The organism is Streptomyces sporangiiformans (assembly GCF_005768555.2).
Taxonomy (GTDB): domain Bacteria; phylum Actinomycetota; class Actinomycetes; order Streptomycetales; family Streptomycetaceae; genus Streptomyces; species Streptomyces sporangiiformans.
This window is the reverse complement of the sequence record NZ_VCHX02000183.1, coordinates 88,897-115,811: the sequence shown is the minus strand read 5'-3', so window position 1 is coordinate 115,811 and position 26,915 is coordinate 88,897. Positions and strand designations below refer to the sequence as shown.

Annotated in this window: 21 protein-coding genes; 10 read left to right on the top strand and 11 right to left on the bottom strand. The window is 69.0% G+C overall.

All coding sequences use genetic code 11. The features are described from left to right. Positions 1-1,107: LCP family protein (locus FGD71_RS34790; protein WP_240436905.1), on the top strand; the 1,107-nt coding region annotated here is incomplete at its 5' end. An 11-nt stretch (positions 1,108-1,118) separates the two neighbouring features. Here the strand turns inward: FGD71_RS34790 and FGD71_RS34785 are convergent. Then, on the bottom strand, positions 1,119-2,348 hold the full coding sequence (locus FGD71_RS34785; protein WP_119104565.1) for a flavin-dependent monooxygenase: 1,230 nt from the start codon (positions 2,346-2,348) through the stop codon (positions 1,119-1,121). 193 nt (positions 2,349-2,541) lie between these two features. Between FGD71_RS34785 and FGD71_RS34780 the strand changes: the two genes are divergently transcribed. Continuing rightward, the gene (locus tag FGD71_RS34780) at positions 2,542-3,360 is read left to right on the top strand and encodes an SAM-dependent methyltransferase (RefSeq protein WP_119104564.1); all 819 of its coding nucleotides are present in this window, start codon (positions 2,542-2,544) and stop codon (positions 3,358-3,360) included. 41 nt (positions 3,361-3,401) lie between these two features. Here the strand turns inward: FGD71_RS34780 and FGD71_RS34775 are convergent, their stop codons facing one another. After that, the gene (locus FGD71_RS34775) at positions 3,402-5,516 is read right to left on the bottom strand and encodes a SpoIIE family protein phosphatase (RefSeq protein ID WP_119104563.1); all 2,115 of its coding nucleotides are present in this window, start codon (positions 5,514-5,516) and stop codon (positions 3,402-3,404) included. 217 nt (positions 5,517-5,733) lie between these two features. On the opposite strand from FGD71_RS34775, the gene FGD71_RS34770 reads away from it, so the two are divergent. After that, complete coding sequence (locus FGD71_RS34770; RefSeq protein ID WP_119104562.1) at positions 5,734-6,408, top strand: maltokinase N-terminal cap-like domain-containing protein; 675 nt, start codon at positions 5,734-5,736, stop codon at positions 6,406-6,408. A gap of 92 nt (positions 6,409-6,500) precedes the next feature. On the opposite strand, the gene FGD71_RS34765 is transcribed toward FGD71_RS34770, so the two are convergent. Then, entirely contained in the window at positions 6,501-7,736 is a 1,236-nt protein-coding gene (locus FGD71_RS34765) for an MFS transporter (RefSeq protein WP_119104579.1), read from the bottom strand. 147 nt (positions 7,737-7,883) lie between these two features. Here FGD71_RS34765 and FGD71_RS34760 point away from each other — a divergent pair, with 147 nt between their 5' ends. Then, on the top strand, positions 7,884-8,822 hold the full coding sequence (locus FGD71_RS34760) for a LysR family transcriptional regulator (protein WP_119104561.1): 939 nt from the start codon (positions 7,884-7,886) through the stop codon (positions 8,820-8,822). Here FGD71_RS34760 and FGD71_RS34755 read toward each other — a convergent pair. The 3 genes from FGD71_RS34755 to polX form a co-directional block, all read right to left on the bottom strand. Further along, positions 8,819-9,442, bottom strand: coding sequence for an NADPH-dependent F420 reductase (locus FGD71_RS34755; RefSeq protein ID WP_119104560.1), 624 nt, complete (start codon positions 9,440-9,442; stop codon positions 8,819-8,821). The two genes, FGD71_RS34760 and FGD71_RS34755, sit on opposite strands and share 4 nt — an antisense overlap. Before the next feature lie 133 nt (positions 9,443-9,575). Further along, positions 9,576-10,337 (bottom strand): PP2C family protein-serine/threonine phosphatase, encoded by a 762-nt coding sequence (locus FGD71_RS34750; protein WP_119104559.1) that lies wholly within the window; start codon positions 10,335-10,337, stop codon positions 9,576-9,578. A gap of 49 nt (positions 10,338-10,386) precedes the next feature. Further along, on the bottom strand, positions 10,387-12,114 hold the full coding sequence (gene polX / locus FGD71_RS34745) for a DNA polymerase/3'-5' exonuclease PolX (RefSeq protein WP_119104558.1): 1,728 nt from the start codon (positions 12,112-12,114) through the stop codon (positions 10,387-10,389). 253 nt (positions 12,115-12,367) lie between these two features. On the opposite strand from polX, the gene FGD71_RS34740 reads away from it, so the two are divergent. Then, entirely contained in the window at positions 12,368-14,023 is a 1,656-nt protein-coding gene (locus tag FGD71_RS34740; protein ID WP_240436911.1) for a LuxR family transcriptional regulator, read from the top strand. Between the two features lie 151 nt (positions 14,024-14,174). Beyond that, positions 14,175-15,560 carry an FAD-binding oxidoreductase gene (locus FGD71_RS34735; RefSeq protein ID WP_119104578.1) on the top strand — a complete coding sequence of 462 codons (1,386 nt, stop codon included), beginning with the start codon at positions 14,175-14,177 and terminating at the stop codon, positions 15,558-15,560. Between the two features lie 85 nt (positions 15,561-15,645). Here FGD71_RS34735 and FGD71_RS34730 read toward each other — a convergent pair whose 3' ends face one another. From FGD71_RS34730 to FGD71_RS34720, 3 genes are all read right to left on the bottom strand, one after another. Further along, positions 15,646-16,431, bottom strand: a complete 786-nt coding sequence (locus FGD71_RS34730) for a carbohydrate ABC transporter permease (protein ID WP_119104556.1) — start codon at positions 16,429-16,431, stop codon at positions 15,646-15,648. Positions 16,432-16,490: 59 nt separating this feature from the next. After that, complete coding sequence (locus FGD71_RS34725) at positions 16,491-17,324, bottom strand: carbohydrate ABC transporter permease (protein ID WP_119104555.1); 834 nt, start codon at positions 17,322-17,324, stop codon at positions 16,491-16,493. Between the two features lie 166 nt (positions 17,325-17,490). Then, a complete protein-coding gene (locus tag FGD71_RS34720; RefSeq protein WP_119104554.1) occupies positions 17,491-18,768 on the bottom strand; it encodes an ABC transporter substrate-binding protein in 1,278 nt (425 codons plus the stop codon). 292 nt (positions 18,769-19,060) lie between these two features. Here FGD71_RS34720 and FGD71_RS34715 point away from each other — a divergent pair, with 292 nt between their 5' ends. Next, positions 19,061-19,813 carry a DeoR/GlpR family DNA-binding transcription regulator gene (locus FGD71_RS34715; RefSeq protein ID WP_119104553.1) on the top strand — a complete coding sequence of 251 codons (753 nt, stop codon included), beginning with the start codon at positions 19,061-19,063 and terminating at the stop codon, positions 19,811-19,813. 340 nt (positions 19,814-20,153) lie between these two features. Continuing rightward, positions 20,154-22,442: an MMPL family transporter gene (locus tag FGD71_RS34710; RefSeq protein ID WP_119104552.1), complete on the top strand. Its 2,289-nt coding sequence runs from the start codon at positions 20,154-20,156 to the stop codon at positions 22,440-22,442. 84 nt (positions 22,443-22,526) lie between these two features. On the opposite strand, the gene FGD71_RS34705 is transcribed toward FGD71_RS34710, so the two are convergent. Both FGD71_RS34705 and FGD71_RS34700 read right to left on the bottom strand, forming a co-directional pair. After that, the gene (locus FGD71_RS34705; RefSeq protein ID WP_119104551.1) at positions 22,527-22,847 is read right to left on the bottom strand and encodes a DUF202 domain-containing protein; all 321 of its coding nucleotides are present in this window, start codon (positions 22,845-22,847) and stop codon (positions 22,527-22,529) included. Then, complete coding sequence (locus FGD71_RS34700) at positions 22,844-23,236, bottom strand: YidH family protein (protein ID WP_119104550.1); 393 nt, start codon at positions 23,234-23,236, stop codon at positions 22,844-22,846. The genes FGD71_RS34705 and FGD71_RS34700 overlap by 4 nt, the downstream gene beginning before the upstream one ends. A 180-nt stretch (positions 23,237-23,416) precedes the next feature. Here FGD71_RS34700 and FGD71_RS34695 point away from each other — a divergent pair, with 180 nt between their 5' ends. Then, positions 23,417-24,298 (top strand): LysR family transcriptional regulator, encoded by an 882-nt coding sequence (locus FGD71_RS34695; protein WP_119104549.1) that lies wholly within the window; start codon positions 23,417-23,419, stop codon positions 24,296-24,298. 221 nt (positions 24,299-24,519) lie between these two features. Next, positions 24,520-26,880: an arylsulfatase gene (locus tag FGD71_RS34690; RefSeq protein ID WP_119104548.1), complete on the top strand. Its 2,361-nt coding sequence runs from the start codon at positions 24,520-24,522 to the stop codon at positions 26,878-26,880. The last annotated feature ends 35 nt before the right edge of the window (positions 26,881-26,915 follow it).

Sequence of the window (26,915 nt, the reverse complement as noted above, 5' to 3'; positions counted from 1 at the left end):
CGCACGGACGCCGGGCGCTCGCCCGCCGGGCACAGGGCCGGGCCCCGTGCCCGGGGCGGGGCCGGGGGCGGGGGCGTCTACGACCGAGGCAGGAGATCCCCCAAGCCCCGCCCCACCCGGCGCCGCCGCATGACGCGGTGGGCGATCCTCGTGGTCGGCGTGGTGATCACCTCCTTTCTGGGTACGTACGTGTGGGCCGACACCAGGCTCAACCAGGAGGTCGACCTCGGCGCGATCGCGGAGCGCGCGCCGCGGGGCAAGGGAACCAACTACCTGGTGGTGGGCTCCGACAGCCGTGAGGGACTGTCGGAGCAGGCCAGGAAGCAGCTGCGCACCGGCACGGCCGAGGGCCGCCGCACCGACTCGATGATCCTGCTGCACACAGGCGCCAACGGCACCACGATGATGAGTCTGCCGCGCGACTCGTGGGTGACCATCCCGCCGTTCGTCCGTCCCGAGACCGGCAAGAACTTCCGTGCCGCGAAGAACAAGCTGAACGCGGCGTTCTCGTTGGGCGGCCCCGACCTGCTCGTACGGACCGTGGAGTACAACACCGGACTCCACATCGACCACTACGCGGAAATCGGCTTCGCGGGCTTCGTCGGGGTGGTGGACGCGGTCGGCGGTGTGGACATGTGTCTCGACCGGGCGGTCAAGGACGAGAAGTCGGGCGCCGACCTGCAAAAGGGCTGCCAGACCCTCGACGGCACCAAGGCGCTCGCGTTCGTCCGGCAACGCAAGCAGGAGGCCAAGGGCGACCTGGGCCGCACCCAGAACCAGCAGAAGTTCCTGGCCGCACTTGCCAAGAAGGCGGCCAGCCGGGGCACTCTCCTCAACCCCTCCAAGGCCTTCCCGACTGCCGCCGCGGGCCTCGACACGCTCATCGTGGACAAGAGCACGGGCCTGCAGGACCTCATGTCGCTCTTCGAGGCGATGCAGCGCGTCACGGCCGGCAACGGCAGACAGCTCAACGTCCCCGTCTCCGACACCAACTTCGTCACCTCCAAGGGCAGCGCCGTGCGGTGGGACGACCGCAAGGCACGGAAACTGTTCACGGAGCTCAGGGACGACCAGGCGGTGACACTGCAGCCGGAGCAGGGCAGTTGAGAGGCAGTCGGTCAGAGGAAGGGTGTGCCCGCGTCGAGTCCGGACAGGACCCGGCCGTACAGCTCCAGATTGGTGGCAGGGTTGACGAACGAGTGCAGGCTCAGGGCGTGCAGGTCGCGGACCGCCCGCTGGATGGGCACCTCCCGGTGCAGTGAGGAAGCGCCCGAGGCCGAGCCGATCAGGTCGACGGCCTCCTTGCAGAGTCGCGTGACATAGCCGCTCTGCGCCCGGGTCCTGGCCCGCTCATGCGGTGTGTACGGATCACCGCAGGCGGCCCTGGACTCGATGCGCGCGACGATGTCGCCGGTGAGCAACTCGGCGCAGGAGATCTTCATCGCCGCCTCCGCCGCCTGCAGATGGGTGACCGCCGCTTCGCTCTGCCGCTCGTGGAAGGTGTACGTGATACCCCGCCGGTGGCTCCGCTCGGTGAACTCCGCCAGGGCCGCGCGCGCCACGCCGAGCGCGTTGGGTGTCGTCCACGCGCAGAACAGGAGGAGCACCGGCATCCGGTAGAAGGCGTCGTCGGCGTTGGTCTTCGACGGGAAGCTGCCGCCCAGCAAGGGCCCGACCGGCAGGACGCGGTGGGCGGGTACGAAGACGTCGTGGGCGACGACGCTGTTGCTGCCGCTCCCGGCCAGACCCGAGACGTGCCAGTCGTCGAGGATCTCGAGATCGCTCATGGGGACGGCGGTCCACAGCACTTCGGGCGGCCCGTCACCGGACTCGACCCGGACGGTCAGCAGATGCCAGTCGGCGTCCTGGCAGCCGGTGGCGAAGGCCGAGGTGCCGTTGACCACGTACCCGTCGGCCCGCGCGACCGCGGTGGCGTCCGGGATGAGAGTGCCGCCGACCCGTACGTCGGGACTGGTGAAGATCTCGTCCTGGGCCTCGTCGGGAAAGAGCGCCGCGATGTAGGAGCACCCCGCCTGGATCAGGGCCATGAAGGCGGCCGAGCCGCACGCGGTGGCGATCTCGGCCAGCGCGTCGACCTGGGTGCGCAGCGTGCTCTGGTAACCGCCGTACCGCCGCGGGACGTTCATCCGGTGGATCCCTGCGTCCGTCAGCGCCGCGACGACCTCCCGCGTCACCCGCCTCTCCTGCTCGGTGCGCAGAGCGTGCTCGCGGATGAGCGGTCGTATCGCTCGTACGCGTTCGACGATGTCGGCATCGGGACGCGGTGCGTCGGGGTGCGGTGCGTCGGGGTGCGGTGCGTCGGGGTGCGGCGCTGATGACGAAGCCATGGACGACCTCCGGGCACGACGGGTCATCACCGTGACCCGGATTGTCCCGAACTGTCAACGGCCCCTTCGCAAGCCGCAGTTGAACCGGCGGCGGTCCGCTCGTTTCCGCGGAAACGTGGACTGGCATACGTACGCCCGACGTTGGGCCGTAGGTTGTGCGTGACCATGCACACCGCCTGAGGAGACGGCGCCCATGAGCGACCACGTGACCACGCCCGGAACGGTGCCGGACCGGGAGTTCGACACCTCGGTGCCGCACTCGGCCCGGATCTGGAACTACTGGCTGGGCGGCAAGGACAACTACCCGGTGGACCAGGAGGCGGGCGACGCGTACAGCGCCGTCTTCCCCGGCATCGTGACCATCGCCCGCAGCAGCCGGGCCTTCCTGCGCCGCAGCATCGACTACCTGGTCACCGAGGCGGGCGTCCGGCAGTTCCTGGACGTCGGAAGCGGCCTGCCGACCGTGGACAACACCCACGAGGTCGCCCAGCGGAAGGCACCGGACGCCAGGATCGTCTACGTCGACAACGATCCGATCGTGCTGGCCCACGCCGGGACTTTGCTGCACTCCACCCCGCAGGGGGCGACCGCCTATGTGGACGCCGGCCTGTACGAGCCCGACCGCATTCTGGCGGCCGCGGCTGAGACGCTGGACCTCAACCGTCCCACCGCCCTGATCTTCAGCGGCATTCTGGGGCACGTACCGGACTACGACCAGGCTCGCTCCATCGTAGGCCGGGTGATGGACGCCCTTCCGCCGGGCAGCCATCTGTGCGTCAACGAAGGTTCGCGCGGCACCGACCCGGATTACGAGGCGGCTCAGGACGCCTACAACGAGACCGGCGCGGTCCCGTACTTCCTGCGTCCGGTGGCCGACATCGCGGGATTCTTCGACGGCTTGGAACTCGTGGAGCCCGGCGTGGTCTCGGTGCCGCTGTGGCGGCCGGAGCAGACCGCGGCGGGCGAACCGACACCGATCGGTCAGCACGGCGGCCTGGGCCGCAAACCCTGACGGTCCCCCGGCGGCGGCGCCGAACTGGCAACGGACAGGCTCTAGTTCTGATCCTGGGCGCGGGCGATGAGCAGGGCCACGTCGTCGTGGTTGTCCGGGTGGTGCAGGGTGCGCAGGAGGAGGTCGCAGACGTCTTCCAGGGGGCGGCCGGGATCGTCGAGGAGGCTCAGGAGTGTGTCGAGGCGCTCGTCGAGGGGATGCTGGCGCGTCTCGACGAGTCCGTCGGTGTAGAACACAAGCTGGTCGCCGGGTTCGAGAGCGACGGTGGTGGTGGAGAAGGCGACACCGCCCACGCCCAACGGTGCCCCGGTGGGCAGTTCGAGCAGTTCCGGACGCTGGCCGGCACGGACGCGGGCGGGCGGCAGGTGTCCGGCGTTGGCGATGAGGCACTGCCGCCGATGCGGGTCATGGATGGCGTACACGCAGGTGGCGATGTAGTGGTCCAGTCCCGCGGTGATCTTGTCGAGGTGTTCGAGGAGCCGGGCGGGATCGAGGTCGAGCGAGGCGAGCGTGCTCGTCGCGGTGCGCAGACGGCCCATGGTCGCGGCGGCGTTGATCCCGCTGCCCATCACATCCCCCACGACGAGCGCGGTCTTGCCGCCGTCCAGGGGGATGACGTCGAACCAGTCGCCACCGACCTCGACGGCGGCTCCGGCGGGCTGGTAGCGGGAAGCGACCTCGAGTCCGGTCGTCGTGGGCGGGTGGCCGGGCAGCAGGCTGCGCTGGAGGGTCAGGGCGGTGTTGCGGGCGTTCTGGTACCAGCGGGCATTGTCGATCTGCACGGCCGCGCGGGCGGCCAACTCCCGGGCCAGGACGAGGTCGTCCTCGCTGAAGGGCAGGGGGTTGCGGGTGCGTTTGAGATCCAGGGCGCCGAGTACTTCGCCGCGCGCGATCAGCGGCACCGCCAGATAGGAGTGGACACCTGCCCGGGCCAGGAGCGCGGCCGCCTCCGGATCGCGGGCGATGCGGGGCAGATCCTCGTTCGTCACCCGCGGCACCATGACCGGGCGGCCCGTGCGTACGCACTCGGTGACCAGGCGGTCGGGCCCGTATCGGGCGATCTCACCGGGAGTATCGGCCGCCTCCAGGGCTTCGCCGGCGCGGTCCGCCTCGACGGCCAGCGCGCGGATCACCGCCGGTTCCGTGGGCCCGAGGTCGCTGGGGAGGCCTTCCACCACCGCGTCGAGCAGGTCCACGGCCGCGATGTCGGCGAGTTCCGGCACGGCGACGTCGGCCAGCTCACGGGCGGTCAGGTCCAGCTCCAGCGTGGTGCCGATACGGGTCGTGGCGTCGGCGATGACGGCCAGGCGCCGCCGCGCGGCCTCGGCCTCCACCCCTGCCCGGTACCGCTCGGTGACGTCCACGACCGAGGAGGCCACGCCCAGAACATGCCCGAGGGCGTCCTCCAGCCGGTAGAACGAGATGGACCAGGCGTGATCCTCATCCGGATCGGCAGGAGTCCGGCCGATGGTGGCCTGTTCGACGAGCGGGACGCCGGTGTCCAGCACCTGACGCGCCGCGGATTGAAGGCCTTTGACATCGACGAACGGCAGCACCTCGGGGACCGTCCGGCCGATGTGCTCCTCCGCCGGTACGCCGTTGATGCGCTCCAGCGCCGGGTTGACCGACACGTACCGCAGGTCGGTGTCCAGGACGGCCAGCCCGATCGGGGACTGCGAGACCATCCGCGCGGACAACGCGACATCGCGCTCCAGCCTGCGCAAGGTCGACTGATCGGCGGCGAGGCCGAGGGCGTACAGGGAACCGCGGTCGTCCAGAAGCCGCATGTTCCGGAACTCCACGAGGCGCGTGGTGCCGTCCTTGTGCTGCACGGGGAAGGCCCCGGACCAGCTCTGACCGGTGCACATGACGTCGGCGAACAGCTTGCTGACCAGATCGATGTGCTGCTCGTGGACCATCAGCCGGGCCGCGTACTGCCCCAGCGCCTCCTGCGCCGTGTAGCCGAACAACTCCTCGGCCTGCGGGCTCCAGAGCACGATGCGCCCCTTGGTGTCCAGCACCACCGAGGCCACGCCCAGCACATCCAGCAGCCCGCTCGGCTGCACCGGCCCACGAACGGGCTCGTGCACCGGTTCGTGAACCGGTTCGTGTACCGGCTCGTGCCCGTCGGCCACGGAGGATCCGGCCGTGCTCATGCCAGGCACCGCCTTCGCCCCTGCGTGCGACGCATGGCCTCACGCACCGTCGGCTGCCCCTGACTTATCGCGTTCACACTGCCCTCCGGCGTCACCATCGTCCTGCTTCACCATCCCCCAACAACGCACCGCCTGTCCGGCGAAGGCATCACGACGGCATCGCGGAAATGCGAAGGTGTGATGGCCCGCATGTGCACAACGGAGGAGAAACCACGGCATGGCCGTCATTCACCACACCACCCTCAAGCCGACCAAGCTCGAACTGCTCACCTCCTGGCTTCCCTCCCGACCGTGGTACCACGGTGGCGACGGCGCACCGGAGTTGGCCAAGGCCGGAGGCTTCCGGCTGGACGATCCTCAGGGCGAGGTCGGAATCGAGTTCATGGTGGTGTCCGACACCTCTGGCACCCAGCCGGCCGCCTACCTGGTGCCGCTCACCTATCGCGGTGCCCCGCTCGCCGGGGCGGACGACGCCCTGGTCGGCACGATGGAGCACGGTGTGCTGGGGCCGCGCTGGGCCTACGACGGCTGCCATGACCCGGTGCTGGTCGCCCAGTTGCTCGCTCTGATCGAGGGCCGGGCCCAGGCCCAGGCCCAGAGCCTCAGCGACACCCCCGACCGGGAGGTCACCCGCTCCTACACCGGGGACGGTGCCGCCTCCATGGAGTTCACCACGGCACACACCGCCACCGACGACCAGGAGGGCACCGAACTGCTGCTCCCGCACGGCGCGACGACCCTCCGCCTGCACAGGGCCCTGCGCCCCGCTCCCGACGGCCCGCCCCTCCTCCCGCAGGGCACGATCGGCCACGTCTCCGGTACCTGGCTCCTACCGGACGGCACCCGCGCGCGGGGGCTGTTCGCCGCCCTGCAGTCAGTCCTTCAGGTATAGGTGACTGGGGTGCGCCCTCAGGGGCGCGGGGAACTGCAGGACCAGCCACCACCGGCCCGCAGCCGAAGGACGAAACCCACCCACTCAGGCCATCAAGCCTTGGCCGACATGCCGACCGAGGCGACGGGGGCGTGCCGGGGGAGCAGGAGCGGGGTGGTCAGGAGAAGGAGACCGGCGATCGCGATCGCGGTGCGGGGGCTGGTGATGCCGGCCAGCAGACCCCACAAGGCGGTCATGGCCGCAATGGTGGCCTTGCTGCTGATCGACCACGCGGACAGCATGCGGGTGACCCGGTCCGGCGCTGTCTGCTCGAGCCGGTAGGTCGCGGACACCGGGTTGAACACGCCCGAGCAGGTGATCAGCCCAAGCTCGACGGCCATGACGAGCACCAGCCCACTGGTGCCGGGGCGGACGAAGGCCAGCCCGAGAGGCCAGCACGCGCGCAGTGCCCCGGCGGTGAGCAGGACCTTGTGCTGTCCGAGCCGCGCGACGAGTGGGCGGGCCAGCCGCGAGCCCACCAGTCCGCCGACGCAGGGCACGGCGAACGCGAGTCCGTACTGCCACGGCGTGAACCCCAGAGGCCCGAGCATCAGGACGGCGAGCAGCGGCGAAGCGGCCATGATCAGGCCGTTGTTCAGCAGCGTGTTGAAGAACAGCGGGCGCAGCGCGGGATGGGCCAGGATGTACCGCCATCCTTCGAAAAGGTCACCGGCTCTCAGGCGTGACGCTTCGGTACGTACGGGCCGCGGCTCCCTCCCGCCGATCGCGCGGATCCCTGCTGCGGAGAGCAGGTAGCTGACCGCGTCGGCCGCCACGGTCACCACTGGACCGAACAGCCCGATCGCGGCCCCGCCGAGCGGCGGTCCGAGCGCGGTCGCGGTCCAGTTCGTGGACTCGAACCGCCCGTTCGCGACGAGCAGGTCCTCCGGGCGCACGAGTGCCTTGAGGTGTGCGCCGCCGGCCGCGTTGAAGGTGAGGTCGGCCGCGGCGGCGATGACCGACACGGCCACGAGCTGGGCGAAGGTGAGCAGGCCGAGCGCGAACGCGAGGGGGATGCTTGCCAACGCCGCGAACCGGATCAGGTCCATCGCGACCATCACCGGCCGCTTACGGCGGAACTCCATCCACGGGCCGAGCGGCACCGCCACCGCCGCCCCCACCGCCGGCCCCACAGCCGCGAGCATCGACACCTCGGCCGGCCCGGCGTGCAGCACGAGGATCGCGATCAGGCGGAACGCGTCGAAGGCGAGCCATGTGCCGATCGCGCTGACCGCGTACGCCGCCCAGAGCCAGCCGAACTGCCGCCCCAGCGGCCGCCGCCCACCCACCATGTCCAGCGCACCCTTCGCCGCCGCGCCACGCCCCGAGCGACAGCACGTCCCCGAGCGAGATCAAAGCGAGCAGCCGGCCCGTGGGTCAAACAACGGTTCGTCGGCGAGCAACAACCATGCGTTGTGCACCTAGGATCGGTCGGCGTGAATCTCGATGCCGTACGCACCTTCGTCGCCGTGGCGGACACGGGTCAGTTCCAGGAAGCCGCCGCGGATCTGTCGATCACTCAGCAGGCCGTCTCCAAGCGCATCGCCGCGCTGGAGCAGGACGTCGGTGTGCGGCTGTTCACCCGCACGGCGCGCGGAGCCCAACTCACCATCGACGGGCGGGTGTTCCTGCCCCACGCCCGCGCTCTCCTCCGGGCCGAGGAGCGGGCAGCCGCCTCCGTACGTCCCGGACGCCGCGCGCTGCGCGTCGATGTGGTCGGCCGGAACCTCGCACCAGCAGGTTTGCTGCGTGACTTCCACCGCGCGCATCCCGAGACCGAACTCGACGTCGTGACCCACCTCCTGGACATGGACGCGGCCCTCGCCGCTGTCCGGTCCGGGACGATCGACGCGTCCTTCCGCGCGGTCACCGTGCCCGCGCGGCAGCTCCCCGACGACATCGAGGCTGTCCCGGTCCTCGATGAGCCCCTCCAGATCCTCACCGGTCCGGCACACGAGTTCGCCGCCGCCCGCGCGGTCGCGCCCGTCGAGCTCGCCGGGCACAGGATCTGGATGCCCGGCATCGTCAACGGAACGGAGTGGGCCGCGTACTACGACGAACTCGCCGTCGCGTTCGGGCTCACCATCGACTCGACCGGGCCCAACTTCGGTACAGAGCCCCTTCTTGACATGATCGCCGACTCTTCGGCTCTGGCGACTTTCGTCGGCGAGCAGACCCGGCTCGTCTGGCCCGCGGACTACGACTTGCGGCGTGTTGCCCTGCACGACCCGACACCGGTCTACCCGCACTCATTGATCTGGCGCCGTGACAACCCGCACCCCGCGCTCACCACACTCCGCGACCACCTCAATTCAACAGGGCCCCTGCGCCGCCGCGCCGAGACGTGGGCGCCCCCGTGGGCCGCCGACAACTAACGTTTGCGTTCCACGACGTGGATGTTGAACGTGTGCGTGTTCACGCCGCCCGCGATTCCCATGAAGAGCAGGGCGAAGTGTTCCTGTCCACGTGCGGTGGTGATGTCGCCGATGTCCAGCTGGGAGGCGGGGGACCAGCCCAGGTCGCTGAGCAGTTGGGCGGTGGTCTGTTTCGCCTCGGCGCTGTTGCCGGACAGAAAGACGGTGTGCGGGCCGTCCAGGGCATCCGGCTGGGTCATCACGGAGGAGTCCATGGTGCACAGCGTCTTGACCACGGATGTCTCGGGGAACGCCCGTTGGATCTGCTCGCTCAGACTGCTGTTGGGGTGGGAGAGCTCGGTGAAGTCGTCGGAGAGGCCGACGCCGACATCGATGAACGTCTTCCCGGCCAGGGCCGACGCTCCGATCGCTTCCAGCAAGTGCAGGGACGCCGCTCCAGGGGTCGCGTTGACCACCACTTCCGCGTGTCCGGCCGCTTCGCCGAGACCGGCGACGGCGAAGCCCAGATCGGAGCGGTCCTTCGGCTGCCGCGACCCGAGTAAGACGTCGTGCCCGGCCGCCGACCAGCCCGCGGCCAGTGCCCGGCCGACATTGCCCGTGCCCAAGATTCCTATACGCATGGGGCGACGCTAACGGCCGCCCCCGGACAAGCGGATCGGGCTGCGGGCCCAGCCGGAACGGGTCCAACGATGTAGGCCCATGGTGCCTTGACAGAGAGCTTGTTACGGCGTGTCCTGATCCGCCGGACAGGCCCTAGTCCCGCTCGTCGTCGTCGAGGTGGATGTCGACGATCGCGAGCGTGATGTTGTCGGGGCCGCCTGCCGCGATGGCGGCCTTCCATAGTTCGAAGGCAGCCCGGCCGTCGTCGTACTCCCGCAGCAGGCCGTCGAGGACGTCGCTCTCCAGCGGGTCGGTCAGGCCGTCGGAGCAGATGAGATAGCGGTCGCCGTGTGCCAGGCGCTGGGTCGTCAGATGGGGGGTGACTTCGCGGTACCCCACGGAGCCGCCGAGCGATTGTGTGAGCAAGGAGGTGGTGCGCTGTCCGGGTGCGAGCGGTGGGTTGTCGTCCACGCTGACCTGGTGCAGCCCCTCCTGAGAAGTGGCGAGGACTCGGCTGTCGCCCACGTTGAACGCCAGCAGCGATGCGGACAGCACGACCACGCCGGCGACGGTGGTGCCCATGGTGATGAGTTGGTCGCCACGGATGCCACCCGCTTCGTACACCTCGCGGTTGCAGGTGTGCAGCGCATCGCGGACGGCGTCCTCGCTGCTCAGGACCGGTCCCGTCGTCGCGAGCCGGTGGGTGACCAGGGCGCTGGCCACCTCGCCGCCGGGATGCCCGCCCATGCCGTCGGCGACCGCTACGACGAGTGGTGTTCCGAGCGGGAACACCAGCGTCTGCGGATTCTCGGTCACGGTGCAGGGCAAGGTCCATGGCCCGACGACAAGGCTGTCCTCGTTCCGGTCGCGGATCAGCCCGGGATGACTCAACGCGCTCACAGCGACGTACGACATCGAACGCCACCGCCTTTCCCCGCGGGCGCCCCACGCCGTGCGCACGCCCTCATGTCGTGCGCCCCTTGCGCAGGAACCGGCGCAGCCGCTGCAACGGCCAGGTGTTGATCACGTCGTCCTTGGTGAGCCATCCGCGTTGCGCCGTCCCGACCCCGTAGCGCAGATGCGCGAGGGTGACGGTGGAGTGGGCGTCGGTGTCGATGGCGAACTTCACGCCGTACCGCTTGGCGCTGAGAATGTCCTCGTCGCACAGGTCCAAGCGGTCGGGCTGGGCGTTGACCTCCAGCGCGGTGCCGGTCCGCGCACACACGGCGAACACCTCGTCCCAGTCCGCGTCGATGCCCTGCCGCTTGCCGATCAGACGTGTGGTGGGGTGGCCGATGACGTTCACGTGGGGGTTCTCGCAGGCGCGCACCAGCCGCCGGGTCATCTCTTTGCGGCTCAGGTTGAAGTGCGAATGGACCGAGGCCAGGCAGATGTCGAAGCCTTCGAGGAAGTCCTGGGGCCAGTCCACCTCCCCGTCCGGATCGATGTTGAGTTCGGTGCCGTGCAGCAGCCGCATCCGGCGATGTTTGCCGTCCAGCTCCCGTATCCGCTCGCGCTGGGCCAGGATCTTCGCGTCGGTCATCTGCTGCATGTACAGGTTGGGGGCGTGGTCGGTGACGGCGTAGTACGCGTAACCGCGTGCGGCGGCCGCGCGCACCATCTCCTCCAGCGGGGCGAGGCCATCGGTGAGATCGGTATGGGTGTGCAGGTCACCGCGGATGTCCCGCTCGGTCACCAGGGCGGGCAGCTCGCCCTTGATTCCGGCCTCGATCTCCCCGCGGTCCTCGCGCAGCGTGGGCGGGATCCACGGCAGATCGAGCCTTGCGTACACCTCTTCCTCGGAGCGGGATGCGATCTGCTGCCCGCTCTCCGCGTCGAACAAGCCGTACTCGGAGAGCTTGAGGCCCCGGCGGACGGCGATGGTGCGGGTGCGGATGTTGTGCGCCTTCGAACCGCTGAAGTACTGCAGGCCGGCGCCCCAGGAGTCGGGCGGTACCACCCGCAGGTCGATCTGGAGCCCTTTGGTGGTGCGGATCGAGGTCTTCTTCCCGCCGTGCGCGATGACCTCGGCGGTCAGCGGCAGTCCGGTGAGCGCGGCCATGAACGGGGCCGACCGGTCCGCCGCGACGAGGACGTCGATGTCACCGATGGTCTCCTTCATGCGGCGCAGCGAGCCGGCGTACGCACACCGCTCGCAGCCGCTCGTCCGGGAGAGCTCGGCCACGATGTCCTCGGCCGTGTCCATGGCGACGTTCAGCAGGATCCGATCGCCCGCCTGCTGCATCAGCGCGATGCCGTGCAGGATGTTCTCCTCGGTCTTCTCGCCGAAGCCCCGCAGATCGCGCAGCTTCTCCGCGTGGATGGCATCGGCCAGCTCATCGATCGAGGAGATGTGCAGATCCTGGTAGAGCGTCATCGCCTTCTTGGGGCCGAGCGTCGGAATCGTGATCAGCTCGCGCACTCCCGCGGGAATCCGCGACCGCGTCTCCTCCACCGCTGAGACCCTGCCGGTGCGGAAGTACTCGGTCACCTTCTCGGCGATCGATTTCCCCACGCCCGGAATGTCCCGCAAACCCTTGACGTCCAGGTGGGAGACATCGGAAGGGTGGCCGCCGATGGCACGTGCGGCCTTCTCGTAGGCGCGCGCCTTGATCGCATCGCCACGGGTGATCGCGATGAGGTCGGCGTACTCCTGAAGGAGCGCCTCGACCTCTTCGTTCGGCCGGGCCACAGTTGCCAGTCTAGGGCCTGTCCGCCGGACAGGCCCTAGGAACGAAGGTGCCCGATATGTCAGTTACGGGCCTCGGTCGGCCGCAGGAACGCGGAACTGGGGCGACGGCCCTCATCCTGCCTATCCTGGTTCTGGGCGGTCCGGCTCGCGGAGAGCGAGAAGGGAGCCGCGTGTGGCTGACCAGACCACGGACACCGGGCAGCGGCTCGGCCGGGCGACGGGACCGGCAGTCGTCGGCACGACCGCGAAGACCGTGCGGCAGGCCCGGGACGCCGTCGCACGAGAGGCGTGGGCCGACGCGTACAGCATCCTGAACGGCCTGGATCCGGCCCAGCTCGCCCCGGACGACTTCGCGGCGTTCGCCGACGCCGCGTGGTGGACGAGCCGCATCGAGGAGTCGATCGCCGCGCGGATGAGGGCGTACGCCGGTTATGCGGCGGCGGGCGCCGCCCGGCGGGCCGGATACTGCGCCTGGATGCTCTTCTACGAGCACCAGCTCGCCGGACGCACGGCGGCGGCCGCCGGCTGGCTGCGCCGGGCGCGACAGCACCTCCGCGACGAGCCCGAATGCGCCGAACAGTGCTATCTCGCGTGGATGGACACGGAGGAGGCACAACAGCGCGGAGCGTTCGACGACGCGATGGCCTCGGCCCGGCGCATGGCCGACATCGCCCGGCGATGCGGCAGCCCGGACCTCTACGCCCTGAGCATCCAGGCACAGGCGGGCGTCCTGTTGGCTCAGGGCCGGGTCGCCGAAGGGCTTGAGCTTCTCGACGACGCGATGTGCTCAGCCATGGCGGGTGAGCTCAGCTCCTTCTTCACCGGATGGATCTACTGCCTGGGCCTCCAGCGAAGCATGGCCTTCGCCGACCTGGAACGCGCCGCCGAATGGACCGACGCGGCCATGAGGTGGTGCGCTGCGATGCCGGCGGAGAACAACTTCCGGGGGCTGTGCCGAGTGCACCGGGTGGAGGTGCTGGAACTGCGCGGCAACTGGCCCAGGGCCATGACCGAGGCCACGCGTACCTGCGAGGAACTGCTGCCCTACGAGGGACGGATGGCTGCCGAGGCCTTCTACGTGACGGGGGACATCCAGCGGCGGCGCGGCGACCTGGCCGCGGCCGAGGCGGCGTACGAGCGATCGCATGAACTCGGCCGTGACCCGCAGCCCGGCCTCGCCCTGCTACGTCTGGCTCAAGGGAAGGCCGAGGCCTCGGCCGCCGCACTGCGGCTGGCCCTCGCGGGCGAGGAGGGCGGTGCGGGGGCGGACGGCGGGGCCGGTTGCCTCGGGCGCTGCCGCCTGCTCGCGGCCCAGGCCGAGATCTCGCTCGCCCTCGGTCGGCTCGACCAGGCTCGCACGGCGGTAGACGAGCTGGACGCGCTGGCCCGTGACTGGCAGCGGCGGCGCGCTTCCGAGACGACCATGCTGCACGCGACCGCCGCGTCGGCGGGCGGTGCGGTGGCGTTCGCCGCCCGTGACCTCGACCGGGCGCTCCGCCTGCTGCACCGGGCCCTGGCGCTGTGGCTGGAACTGGCAGTCCCGTACGAGGCCGCTCAGGTTCGCATGACCCTGGCCGCCGCCGACCGTGCCGCGGGCGACGACGAGGGCGCCCGGATGGAGCTTCGGGCTGCACGGGAGGCCTTCGAGCGGCTGGGCGCGGCGCCGGACGCACGCCGGGCGGCGGCGCTCCTCGACAGCGCGCGTCACCGCCGGCCCGGCGGGCTCACCGCGCGCGAGATCCAGGTGCTGCGGCTGGTCGCCGCCGGCGGCTCGAACCGGTCCATCGCCGCGGAACTGGTGATCAGCGAGCACACGGTCGCCCGGCACCTCAACAACATCTTCGCCAAGCTCGACGTGTCCTCACGGGCCGCGGCGACGGCGTACGCGTACACGCACGGCCTTGCGTGACCCCATGGACCCGCGCCGGATCGGGTATGGGCTGTTCTGCCCATACCCGATCCGGCGCAATTGGGCCGTTCCGGCGATGAGCGCGGCCCGCCCCGCGCGTACACCGGTGGTGTAACCCGTTCCCCGACGCGGCGGAAAGCCGGTGACGGTCATGACCACCTACACATCTGCCGTGGACGAACAGCTGCTGGAGCGGCTGCGCGGTGGCGTACGCGGCGACATCGTCGAACCCGGCGACCCGGACTACGACGAGGCCCGCAAGGTCTACAACGCCATGCACGACAAGCGGCCGGCGGTCATCGTCCGGGCCGCCGACGCGGGTGACGTCATCGCCACGGTCGACTTCGCCCGTGAGCAGCGGCTGCCGCTCGCCGTACGGGGTGGCAGCCACAGCGTCCCCGGATACGGGACCTGCGACGACGGTGTCGTACTCGACCTCGGGCGGATGCGCGGTATCCGTGTCGCCCCCGACGCGCGTACGGCATGGGTCGAGGGCGGCTGCACCTGGGCCGACGTCAACCACGCCACGTACACCTTCGGTCTGGCCACCACGGGAGGAATCGTCTCCACCACCGGCGTCGGCGGTCTGACCACCGGCGGAGGGATGGGATACCTGGATCGCCGCTGCGGTCTGGCCTGCGACAACCTCGTCTCGGTGGACCTGGTGACGGCCGACGGGACCTTCCTGACCTGTACGGAGGAGCAACACGCCGACCTGATGTGGGCGGTGCGTGGTGGCGGCGGGAACTTCGGAGTCGTCACGTCCTTCGCGTACCGGCTGCATCCGGTGGCCGACATCCTGGGCGGGCCGACGTTCTACCCGCTCGACGGCGACGTGATCCGCCGCTACCGCGAGCTGATCGCCGACTCGGACGAGAAGCTCGGCGCCGTGCTCGTCGTCGGGCTCGGCCCGCCGCTCCCGTTCCTGCCCGAGCGCTGGCACGGGCGGCCGATCTGCGGAGTGGTCACGTGCTGGACCGGCCCGGAGGATCAGGACGACGAGATCCGAGCGCGTCTTGCCGGCCTGGGCCCGGTGGTGGGTCAGCAGGTGGGGCGCATGCCCTATCCGCTGATCAACACCCTCTTCGACGAACTGGTGCCCGCGGGGCTCTACCACTACTGGAAGGGCACCTTCAGCCATGGTCTGCCGGACGGTGCCATCGACGCCTACGTGGACTACGGTGCCACGACCCCGTCCCTCCAGAGCGTGACCGTGGTGTTCCCCATCGACGGCGCCTGCCACAGGGTCGGTCCTGAAGACACCGCCTTCTCCTACCGGGACACCGATTTCTCGACCGCGCTCAGTCCCACCCTCACCACCCGCCAGGACTGCGAAGCACAGAAGGACTGGGTACGCGGCTTCTTCGCGGCCCTCCAGCCGTACTCCGCGGAGGGTGGCTACGTGAACTTCATGGACGGCGACGACCAGCACCGCGTGCGGGCCAACTACCGCGGAAACTACGCCCGTTTGCGAGACATCAAACGCCGCTACGACCCCGGAAACCTGTTCCGGCTCAACCACAACGTCGCGCCGTGAACGTCGTCGAGGGACGCAGGCAGCTGCCGGGCGGCTGTGGACAACCGCCCGGCAGGCACCGGGGATCAGGCCCTCGACCGGTGGTTCACTCGCGGACCGCCCCCTTCGAGGCGTCGGCGATGAAGCTGCGGGCGAACAGGGAGAACACCAGCACCAGCGGCAGCACGGCGAGCAGTACGCCCGCCATCACCATGGCGTAGTCCTGCCGGCCGTGCGAGACATTGAGCTGGGAGAGGGCGACCTGCAACGTCACCTGGTCGGGGTTGACCAGGGCGACGAGGGGCCAGACGTAGTCGTTCCACGAGGTGACGAAGGCATAGATGGCGAGGAAGGCGAGGCCCGGCCGGACCGTCGGCAAGCCCACGTGCCAGTACTGCCGGAAGAAACCGCAGCCGTCCATGCGCGCGGCGTCGAGGAGTTCGTCGTGAATGGCGCCGATCATGTACTGGCGCATCCAGAAGATCCCGAAGGCATTCGCTGTCGCCGGGAGGACGACGGCCTTGAGTGAGCCCAGCCAGCCCAGTTCCGCCATGATGAGGTACTGGGGGATGATCGCGAGCTGGAGCGGCAGCATGAAAATGCCCAGCAGCATCCCGAAGAGCAAGCGCCTGCCGGGGAATTCGTATTTGGCGAAGGCGAAGGCCGCCAGTGAGTCGAGGAACACCACGAGCAGCGTGGTACTCACCGCCACAATGACGGTGTTGAGCATCGACCCGAAGAAGTCAATGCTGTTCAGCAAGCGATCGATGTTCTCGAACAGATGGGACCCGAAGGTGAGCTTCGGCGGGTACTTGGAGATGTCCTGCGACGTATTGGTCGCCATCACGATGGTCCAGTAGAACGGGAACATCGAGACGAGGACTCCGACCATCAGGATCCCGTGAAGGAGAAGTCCTCTGGCTGTTATGGCCCGACGGCCCCGGGGCGCTTTCACGCCTTCCTCCCTCGCTGGACGGTTCGCCAGTTGATGATCACGAACAGCAGGATGACCAGGAAGAACGCCCACACGATCGCGGCCGCGTAGCCGAAGTTGTTGTTGTCGAAAGCCTGGTGGTAGAAGTACAGCAGTGTGGTCAGGCCTGCCTGGCCGGGTCCGCCGGAATTCGGATTGGCGGCCGCGTTGCTGCCGAAGAGAACCTGGGGCTCGGTAAAGCTCTGGAGACCGTTGACGGTCGAGATGATCAGCGTGAAGAGAATGATGGGACGCATCATCGGGATGGTGATGGAGAAGAAGGTCCGCACCGGACCCGCACCATCCATCCTGGCGGCCTCATAGATTTCTGTCGGGATCGCCTGCAGCCCGGCCAGGTAAATGATCATGTTGTAGCCGGTCCACTGCCAGGTCATCAGCATGGCGATGACCGCCTTGATGGTCCACTCGTTGTTCAGCCATGGGACCGACGGCAGGTTGATCGCTTGCAAAGCCGCGTTGACGACGCCGTACCGGTCGCTGAAAGCCGAGAAGAAGAAAATGGACACGGCGACGACGGACGTGACGTTCGGCACGAAATAGGCGACGCGGTAGAAGCCGGTGAGCCGGCGCGTGGAATTCAGCATCGCGGCCAGCGCCAGCGCCATGAACAGCATGGGGAACGTGGCCAGCCCCCAGATCACCAGGGTGTTCCGCAACGCCAGCCAGAAGGTGGGGTCGTCGAGCAGGAAGCGGAACTGGTCGAGCCCGACGAAGGTCTTCTCACCGATGCCGTCCCAGCGCTGGAAGGCCAGGTACAGCGAATAGACCATCGGCAGGAAAAGGAAGACCATGAAAAGCAAGAAGAACGGTGATACCGCTGCATACTGCGGCCAATAGGACAGAAGCCGCCGCAGCCCCCGGTTCCGGTCGGGCCGTCCGGCACCGCGGGCGGTCCGGCGGTCTTTCCCGGGAACCTCGGGTGCCGCGGCGGGTCCGGTCGTGGGAGGTGCTGTCAACTCAGCTCACACCCTGCTGCTTGGCGATCGACTTGGCCTGGCTGACGGCGTCCTTCCATGCGTCGTCCGGCTTCTTGCCCTTGGCCTCGATGTTGGTCAGCTCGTTGTAGTACGGCACGGTCACCGCCGCGTTCGTCGGAGCCTCGTAGAAGGCCGGCACCTTCTCGGCCGCCGGGCCGAAGACCTCGATCGTCTTCTGTCCGCCGAAGAACGCGTCGCCGCCGGTCAGGGCGGGTAGCTCGTAGGCGGCCGGGCACGCCGGGAAGAGGGCGGCGTCCGTGAAGCCACGGCCCTCGTTCTCCGGGCTGAGCAGCCACTTGATGATCTCGAAGGCCACTTCCGGGTTGCGGCACTCCTTGGGCAGGGCCAGGAAGGATCCGCCCTGGTTGGAAGGACCACCCGGCAGAGGGGCGACCCGCCACTTGCCCTTGGTGTTCGGCCCCATGTCCTTGATGTCCAGCGCGGCCCAGGCGGCGCCCAGATAGGTGGCCAGCGTGCCGTCGGCCACGGCGGCCTTCAGGCTCTCGTCGTTGATCTTGGCGTCGACGCCGAGTTCGTAGGGCCGTACGGCGAGATCCCAGGCCTTGCGCACGTGGTCCTGATCGCCGATGAACTTGTTGTCCTCGTCGACCATGCGCTTGCCCTGCTGCCCGATGGCCATGTCGAAGATGACCCCCGCGTTGTTGATCAGGAACGACTTGGGGTACGCCTTCTCGATCTCGGCACCGATCGCGAAGTAGTCCTCCCAGGTGGATATCTCCTCGGCCACCTTGGCGGGGTCCGTGGGCAGTCCGGCCTTGGCGAACATGTCCTCCCGGTAGAACATCGCGGTCGGGCCGATGTCGATGGGGAAGCCGATCTGCTTGCCGTCCTGGGTCTGTCCCTGCTTCAGCTTCCAGTCCAGGTACTGGGAGGCGATCTTGTCGGCCCCCAGGGTGTTGAGGTCGATGAACCGGTTGGCGTTGGGCAGGAAGGAGGCGATGTCCTCGCCCTTGATCCCGGTGATGTCGGGTACGAAGCTGCCGCCGTTCATCGTCGTGAGCAGCTTCTGCTTGAAGGTGCCACCGATGACCGAGGACTTCAGCGTCACGTCGGTGAAGTGCTTCTTGGCGTCCGCCACGACCTTGTCGCTGAGGCCGCCGCCCCAGTACCACAAGGTGAGGTTCTTGCCGTTCTTCGTACCGCCGCTGTCCGAGTCGCCGCCGCACGCGGCGGTGACCCCGGCGCCCGCCGCGGCGAGCAGAGCCGTCTGGACGAACCGTCTACGGGACAGATCCACTTTCGCTCTCCTACGTGTTCGACGTGCTGCTTGTTCGACGTGATCGATGGCCGCGGGCGTGGCGCCCGGGCACCGGCCGTGCGCGGGTCGGGCGGGGCGTCGGTGTCCGAGGGCAGGGACCACGGAGCGCCGACGGGGAAGGGCAGCATGCTGCCTTTTGCTCGGAAGTACCAGGAGCAGTGATTGCATCTGCTCGAAGTACGCAAGAGCTTGCACCCTGTGCATAGGTCTGGCAAGACTTAATCGCTAGCCTGCGCGAGTTTGATTGAACTTGGAGGGTGGAGTGACTGGCATGCGCCCCGATCGCCGGCATGAGTTGATCTTGCGGGCGCTGCGTTCGGACGGCCCGACCGCCGTCGTCGCCCTCACCGAGAAGCTGGGGGTGAGCCAGGCGACGATACGCCGCGACCTCGCACAACTGGAGGACGAAGGCCTCCTGAGACGGATCCACGGCGGCGCGATGCCGACCGAGGGCAGTGACGAACCCTTCACCCAGGTGTCGACCGTACGGGCGGCGGCCAAGGACGCCCTCGCGGACAAGTGCGCCGACCTGGTCAGGGACGGTGAGATTCTCCTGCTCGACATCGGCACCACGGCACACCGGCTGGCACGGCGCCTGCGCGGCCGCTCCCTCACCGTGGTCACCAGCAATCTCGCCGTGTACGAGGAACTCGTCGACGACCCGGGCATCGAGCTGGTGATGCTCGGCGGAGCCGTCCGCCGGGACTACCGCTCCCTGGTCGGCTTCCTCACCGAGGACAACCTCCGGCAGATCCATGCCGACCGGCTGTTCCTGAGCACCAGCGGCATCCGCCCGGACGGGCAGGTTCTGGACACGACGTCCGTGGAAGTGCCGGTGAAACGCGCCATGATCGCCGCCAGTGACCAGGTGGTCCTGATGGCGGACGCCGGGAAGTTCCCCGGCACCGGTATGGCCCGGGTGTGCGGGCCCGACAGCCTCGACATGGTGGTGACCAACGCGCCCACGGACGAGACGACTCGTACCGCACTGCGGGCGGCCGGAGCCGAGGTCATCGAGGTGTGAGAGAGGGCGAATGCCGACCGACGCTCCGACAGGGCGGGCCCCCCGTGATGAACATCGCTGGTCAAGGTCGATCGCATCTGTGCGCGCAGTTGCAGAATGTTGCCACTTTTTACACGTGTGACGACTATCTCCTTTGCAGGACCTGCAGACTTTTGACGACTCCGACCGGCTGAGATCATCCGCGATGGTGCCGGGTGCCGGGTGCCGGGTGCCGGGTGCCGGGTGCCGGGTGCGGGACGCCGAACGCCCGCCGTCGTACGTCCGGACGCGCTCGGCATGCCGTGGTGATCACTCCGACGTTCAATGGGTGAGCCGCACGTGTCTGCCGAGGGAGCAGCCCATGCACGTAACCCGGTCCGCCGACGCAGTCGCAGGCCGGGCCGCGCGCGGCAGGCTGCGCCGAATGGGGGAGTGGTGCGCCCGGCACTTCGTGATCGTCATCGTGGCCTGGCTGATCGTGCTGGCCGCGCTGGAAGTGCTGAACCGCAATGTCGGCGGTGATTACTCGGACAACTTCACGCTGTCCGATACTCAGTCGCAGCAGGGCGTGGAGGTCCTCGAACGACACGATCCGGCGGCCGGCGGCTACAGCAGCCAGATCGTGCTCCGTGACACGGACAAGCCGCTGACGTCCTTGACCTCGCAGATGAACCAGACGATCACCGACCTGCAGAAGCTGCCGCACGTGCTGTCGGCGCAGAACCCTCTGACATCGACGCCATCACAGCCGTCCTCGGGCCAGTCGCAGCAGCAGAACGTGGGTCCGCTCTCCGCCGACGGTAAGACCGGCTACATCACCGTCCGCTTCGACGTACAGCCGTCGACCCTGGGCGACTCGTATCTGGACGGCGTGGACAGCTCCGTGCAGCCGCTGCGGGCGGCCGGCGTCGACGTCGAGTACGGCGGTCCGCTCGGTGAACTCGCCAGGCCGAAGCCGGACGACCGGATCAGCGAGCTGATCGGCTTCGGGGTGGCGATCGTGGTCCTCCTCGTGGGCTTCGGCAGTGTGATCGCGGCGGGCATCCCCTTGCTGACCGCCTTGATCAGCGTGGTCGGAGGCCTGGCGTGTCTGGGGCTGCTGGCCGCGGCCTTCACCTTCGCCACGGTGTCACCGACGCTGGCCACCATGATCGGACTGGGCGTAGGTATCGACTACGCGCTGTTCCTGATCACGCGTCACCGGCAGAACCTCCTCGACGGTGCCGACCCGGTACGGGCGGCGGGGCGGGCCACCTCCACGAGCGGCCGGGCCGTGCTCGTCTCGGGCTGCACGGTGATCGTCGCACTCGCCGGCCTGAGCGTCTCCGGAGTCAGTTTCATCGCCAAGCTGGGACTGGCCGCCGCCGTGACCGTCATCTCGGCCGTCGCCGGGGCTCTGACTCTCGTCCCCGCCCTGCTCGGGCTCATCGGCAGGCGCATCGACCGCTACCATGTGCGGCGCCCCGTCGCGGAGACGGATGCGGCCGAGGGTGCACCCGCCCAGGGCACATGGCATCGCTACGCCCAGCGCGTGGAGCGGCGTCCGTGGTGGTTCCTGGCCGGTGGGGCCGCCGTGGTGTTCGTGCTCGCCATTCCGCTGTTCGCCATCCAACTCGGCCACATCGGCGACGGCGCGGACCCGAAGTCGTTCACGGACAGACGGGCCTACGACATCATGGCGGAGAGCTTCGGCCCCGGATCCAACGGCCCGCTGACCGTCGTCATCGACCAGAGCTCTGTGCCGTCCGACCAGCGCTCCGCCCTGGCGTCCCAGGCGCAGAAGGCACTCACCGACGTGCCCGGTGCGGCCACGACCACTGCGCTGACCCCCACCACGGACGGAGATGTTCTGGTGGGCACGGTCTTCTCACAGGAGTCCCCGCAGAGCGCGGACACCACCGATCTGACGAACCGCCTGGTGGACGACACCCTGCCGCAGGCGGTGTCGGGCACCGACGCCAAGGGCTACGTCACCGGAACGACGGCGGCTCAAGTCGACTTCCGTGACATCGTCGCCGCCCGTCTCCCGCTGATCATCGGTGTGGTGGTCGCTCTGGCCTTCCTCATCATCCTGATGGTCTTCCGCGGTGTGCTGATCGCCGTCAAGGCGGCCGTCCTGAACGTCGTGTCGATCGCGGCCTCCTACGGTGTCGTCGTCGCCGTCTTCCAGTGGGGGTGGGGCGGGCCCGCGCTGGGAGTGAACGGGAAGGTGCCCATCGAGAGCTATGTACCGATGATGATGTTCGCCATCATCTTCGGGCTGAGCATGGACTACGAGATCTTCCTGCTGTCGCGGGTCCGTGAGGCCTGGCTGCGCACGGGAGACGCGAAGGCGAGCGTCGCGCATGCCCTGGAGATCACCGCGCGCGTCATCACCTGCGCCGCCCTGATCATGGTGAGCGTCTTCGCCGCGTTCATCGTCAGCGACAACATCGTGGTCAAAATGCTCGGACTCGGCCTGGCCGTGAGCGTGCTGATCGACGCGACCGTCGTGCGCCTCCTTCTGGTTCCGGCAGTGATGACACTGCTGGGACGGCACGCCTGGTGGACGCCGCGCTGGCTCGACAAGGTCATGCCGCACATCGACACGGAAGGGGAAAGGGAGGGGGAGGAGGGGCGATCGACGGTGAAATCCGCGGTCAGTGGCTGAGGGATCCCGGGTGCACGCCGGGTCCACTTCATGCGGACCGCGACCTCGGCCACGGTTCACCCAGCCGCCGGCCGGGCCCGCGCTTCAGAACACCAGGGCCGCGCCGCACACTGCGAGGGCGACCGTGCACAGGACGGCCGCGGCGGCCACGTGCGGCGCGAGGGCCGTCGGACGGGGTACGGCCAGGGCGTTGATGCGGCGATGGGCGAGCCCTAGGAGGCCCAGCCACAGCCCCGCGCACAGGGCGGCGGCCACCACTCCGGGCGCCGACGGGCCGCCGTGCAGCGCGGACTTCGCGGCGAGTACGGCGATCACGGCGCCCGTCAGGGTCGTACGCCGCCACGCGAGCCGGGTGCGCTCCGGCTGGAGCCCCGGATCCCGCTCGGCGGCCTGGCCGCGGGTCACCCTTCCCACCTGAGAAGCACGACGACCACCATGGCGATCGCGACGACGGCGACCACGACGCCGAGCGCCGCCGGAAAGCGGGACACCGGCAGGTCCTCGCCGCGCCGCATCGCCCACTCGCAGCGCACCCAGTGGTTGACCGCCCGGAACGCGCACAGCACACCGGCGGCGAGCAGCGCGAGTGCCAGCCCGACGCGCCAGCCCCAGCGCAGGTCCGGCAGGAACTGGTCCACCGCGAAGCCGCCGCCGATGAGGGCGAGGGCGGTGCGAAGCCAGGCCAGAAAGGTTCGCTCGTTCGCCAACGAGAACCGGTAGTCGGGTGTCCCGCCCTCCTGCCGGATCTCCTCCGGCACGAACCAGAGCCGGATGTTCCGTACAAATTCGATCACCGGTAGGACACTACCGGTCGGCTCCACCGGGCCGGGTTTTCGGGCAGGGGCGCACCCCTCCTGGAGCGCGGACCGAGGGGCGAGTCTCACCGAGGCGCGACCGGGTGACACTGTTCCCGTCACTCGCCCGACCGGGGCGTGTGATGACCCCGGGATGCACGCAGACCCGACGGAGACCCGATGGAACGACGCCAGCTGGAATACTTCATCGCCGTGGTCGAGCACGGCGGGTTCACAGCCGCGGCCAACGCGCTCCATGTCGCACAGCCCTCGCTGTCGCATGCGATCCGGTCCCTGGAACGCGAATTCGGCGGAAAACTGTTTCACCGTCTCCCGCACGGTGTCGCCCTCACCGCGGCCGGTGAGGCGCTGGTCCGGCCGGCCCAGCAGGTCCTGCGCGACCTGTCCACGGCCAGTTCCCTGGTCCGGGAAGTCCTGGGGCTCAGCGGCGGACGACTCGACATCGTTTCGCAGACGACCCTGTCGGTCGACCCGCTGGCCGAGATGCTGGGGCGCTTCCATCGCGCGCATCCGAGGGTCTCCGTGCGCGTGGTCGACCCGGAGCGGGGACCTGCCGTGGCGCAGATGGTCGCGGACGGGCAGTGCGAACTCGGTCTGGTGGACGCCTCGGTGACCACGGCGGACCTGCGCGGGATCGACCTGCCGGAGCAGGAGATGCACGTCGTGCTGCCCGCGGACCACCCGCACCCGGCGGGCGACACCATCACCTCGCGGGAACTGGCGGCGCTGGATCTGATCGTGACGCCGCCTGGCACCGAGACCCGGGCGGCGGTGGACGACGTGTGCACCGCCCTGGGCGTCGCACCGCGGATCGCGGTGGAGACCGCGCACCGCGCGATGATCGTGCCCCTGGTCCTCTACGGAGTGGGCGCCGCCCTGCTGCCCGCCTCCATGGCCCGGGACGCCGCTCTGCGCGGGGCCCGGATGCTGTCCCATCGGCCGCGGCTGCTGCGCCACGGCCGGCTGGTCTGGCGGTCGGGCCCGCTGTCTCCCGCCGCCCAGGCGTTCGTGGACCTGGCGTCCGCGCCCGCCCAGGACTGACGCCCCCCTGCAGGTATAGAAGATTTCTATTGCCTTCATTCAAAACCGGTTCGCGAGAATTCAAAGCGCGTTGTTGACCAGCCTCGCGACGACTGACACTTTGACTGCATCGCAGGCAGAGGTATTCCGGGGCCGCTGAAGTCCGGCAGCATTACGCCCGCAATTCGGCCGCGACAAGAGGGTGTGACATTTCCCCGCCGGGCACCGAATCGGAGAAATACATGACTGAGTTCGAGGCGGGACGGCATGTACTTCCGCGGCCCGACACCCGCCGGCCGCTGACGACCGCGATGGACGTCCACGACCAGGAGACCGCCTTCACGCCCATCGGCCCGGTCCCCCCGCCCGAGGGCGCGCCGAATGTGGTGATCGTGCTCGTCGACGACCTCGGGTTCGGCACCTCCAGCGCGTTCGGCGGACCGTGCGAGATGTCGGCCGCGGAACGCCTCGCGGACAACGGGCTGCGCTACACCCGCTTTCATGTGACGGCCCTGTGCTCGCCGACCCGGCAGGCCCTGCTGACCGGGCGCAACCACCACTCGGTCGGCATGGGCGGCACCACCGAGATGACCACCGCGGCCCCCGGGTACAACGGGTTCCGGCCACGCAGTGCGGCGACCATGGCGCAGATCCTGCAGGGCAACGGCTACAGCACGGCGGCTTTCGGCAAGTGGCACCAGACCCCGCCACGGGAGATCAGCGCGGTCGGGCCGTTCGACCGCTGGCCGACGGGGGAGGGGTTCGACACCTTCTACGGGTTCATGGGTGCCGAGATGAACCACTGGTATCCGCTGCTGTACCAGGGCACCACCCCGGTCGAGCCGGATCGTCGGCCCGAGGACGGCTACCACCTGTCCGAAGACCTCGTCGACCACGCCATCGATTGGGTGCGCACCCAGCGCACGCTGACTCCGGACCGGCCGTTCTTCACCTACCTCGCGCTGGGTGCCGCGCACGCGCCGCTGCACGTCGGCCGCGAATGGCAGGAGAAGTACCGCGGACGGTTCGACCACGGCTGGGACCGGCAGCGCGAACTGACCCTGGAGCGCCAGAAGGAATTCGGCGTCGTACCCCCCGAGACAGAACTCGCCCCCTGGGCCGAGGGCGTACCCCACTGGGACGAACTCACCGACAACCAGCGTCAGTTGGCCGCCAGGTTCATGGAGACGTTCGCCGGGTTCACCGAACACGCCGACGTGCAGGTCGGCAGGTTCGTCGACGCGCTGGAGGAACTCGGCGAGCTGGACAACACGCTCTTCATCTACGTCCTGGGCGACAACGGCGCCTCGGGCGAGGGCGGCATCGAAGGGACGATCGTCGAGCACCGGCTGGGGCACGGCGTGGTGGACGACCCGGACGAGATGATCGACCACCTCGACGAGATCGGCGGTCCGCTGAGCTACCCGATCGCCCCGGCGGGATGGGCGCTGGCGCTGAACACTCCCTACCAGTGGACCAAGCAGGTAGCCTCGCACTTCGGCGGCACCCGGGACGGCATGATCTTGCACTGGCCGCGAGGGGTCCCCGAGCGCGGCGGGCTCCGTCACCAGTTCTCCCATGTGATCGACGTACTGCCGACGATCCTGGACTGCGTGGGAGTCCCGGCGCCGTTCAGCGTGGACGGCGTGACGCAGCAGCCCATCGAGGGGACGAGCATGCAGCGGACGCTCGCTGACCCCGAGGCGTCCGAGCATCGCCGTACCCAGTACTTCGAGATGTGCGGCAACCGGGGTATCTACCACGACGGCTGGATGGCGGTCACCCGGCACGGCATCCCCTGGGAGATGGTGCCGGACAAGGACCGGAGGTTCGCCGACGACGTCTGGGAGCTCTACGACGTGAACCACGACTGGAGCCAGGCCCACGACCTCGCCGCCGAACACCCGGCGAAGTTGCGCCAGTTGCAGGACCTGTTCCTGATCGAGGCAGCGAAGTACCAGGTCTTCCCCCTGGACGACCGGGTCACCGAGCGGGAGAACCCCGCCGTGGCCGGTCGTATCGATCTGGTCGGCGACCGGACGTCCATCACCTACCGAGAGGGAATGCGGAGGTTCACCGAGGAGACCACACTCAACGTCAAGAACCGCTCGCACAGCATCACAGCCGACGTCGACCTGCCGGAGACAGCGGCCGAGGGCGTGATCATCGCGCAGGGCGGCCGGTTCGGCGGCTGGACCCTGTACTTCACCGAGGGCAAGCCGGCCTACGCCTACAACTACTTCGGCATGAGCCTGTACACCGTGCGCGGCGGCGAGCCCCTGGCACCGGGACGGCACGAGATCCGGCTCGAGTTCGCCTACGACGGCGGAGGACTCGGCCGGGGCGGGAGCGCCGTGCTCCTGGTGGACGGTGAGAAGCACGCGACCGGACGGGTCGAGCGGACGATCCCGTACTACTTCTCCTTCGACGAGACGCTCGACGTCGGGGTGGACCTGAGTACACCGGTCACCGACGACTATCCCGTCCTCGACAACGAGTTCACCGGGACGATTCATACGGTGCGCATCGACCTGGACGACCGGAGCACCGAATCGTCCGAGTTCGACGGCGGACTGCACCGGCGAGTCATGGGGGCCCAGTGAGCTGCTGCACGCCGTCCGGCGGCCGGGCCGCAGAC

Bases quoted from the DNA above. Each gene is read 5' to 3' on its own strand.
- FGD71_RS34710 (WP_119104552.1), top strand. From the start codon at position 20,154: ATGCACGTAACCCGGTCCGCCGACGCAGTCGCAGGCCGGGCCGCGCGC.
- FGD71_RS34690 (WP_119104548.1), top strand. From the start codon at position 24,520: ATGACTGAGTTCGAGGCGGGACGGCATGTACTTCCGCGGCCCGACACC.
- FGD71_RS34780 (WP_119104564.1), top strand. From the start codon at position 2,542: ATGAGCGACCACGTGACCACGCCCGGAACGGTGCCGGACCGGGAGTTC.
- FGD71_RS34725 (WP_119104555.1), bottom strand. From the start codon at position 17,324: ATGGTCTTCCTTTTCCTGCCGATGGTCTATTCGCTGTACCTGGCCTTC.
- FGD71_RS34730 (WP_119104556.1), bottom strand. From the start codon at position 16,431: ATGGTCGGAGTCCTCGTCTCGATGTTCCCGTTCTACTGGACCATCGTG.
- FGD71_RS34785 (WP_119104565.1), bottom strand. From the start codon at position 2,348: ATGGCTTCGTCATCAGCGCCGCACCCCGACGCACCGCACCCCGACGCA.
- FGD71_RS34770 (WP_119104562.1), top strand. From the start codon at position 5,734: ATGGCCGTCATTCACCACACCACCCTCAAGCCGACCAAGCTCGAACTG.
- FGD71_RS34775 (WP_119104563.1), bottom strand. From the start codon at position 5,516: ATGAGCACGGCCGGATCCTCCGTGGCCGACGGGCACGAGCCGGTACAC.
- FGD71_RS34755 (WP_119104560.1), bottom strand. From the start codon at position 9,442: ATGCGTATAGGAATCTTGGGCACGGGCAATGTCGGCCGGGCACTGGCC.
- FGD71_RS34695 (WP_119104549.1), top strand. From the start codon at position 23,417: ATGGAACGACGCCAGCTGGAATACTTCATCGCCGTGGTCGAGCACGGC.
- FGD71_RS34735 (WP_119104578.1), top strand. From the start codon at position 14,175: ATGACCACCTACACATCTGCCGTGGACGAACAGCTGCTGGAGCGGCTG.
- FGD71_RS34750 (WP_119104559.1), bottom strand. From the start codon at position 10,337: ATGTCGTACGTCGCTGTGAGCGCGTTGAGTCATCCCGGGCTGATCCGC.
- FGD71_RS34715 (WP_119104553.1), top strand. From the start codon at position 19,061: ATGCGCCCCGATCGCCGGCATGAGTTGATCTTGCGGGCGCTGCGTTCG.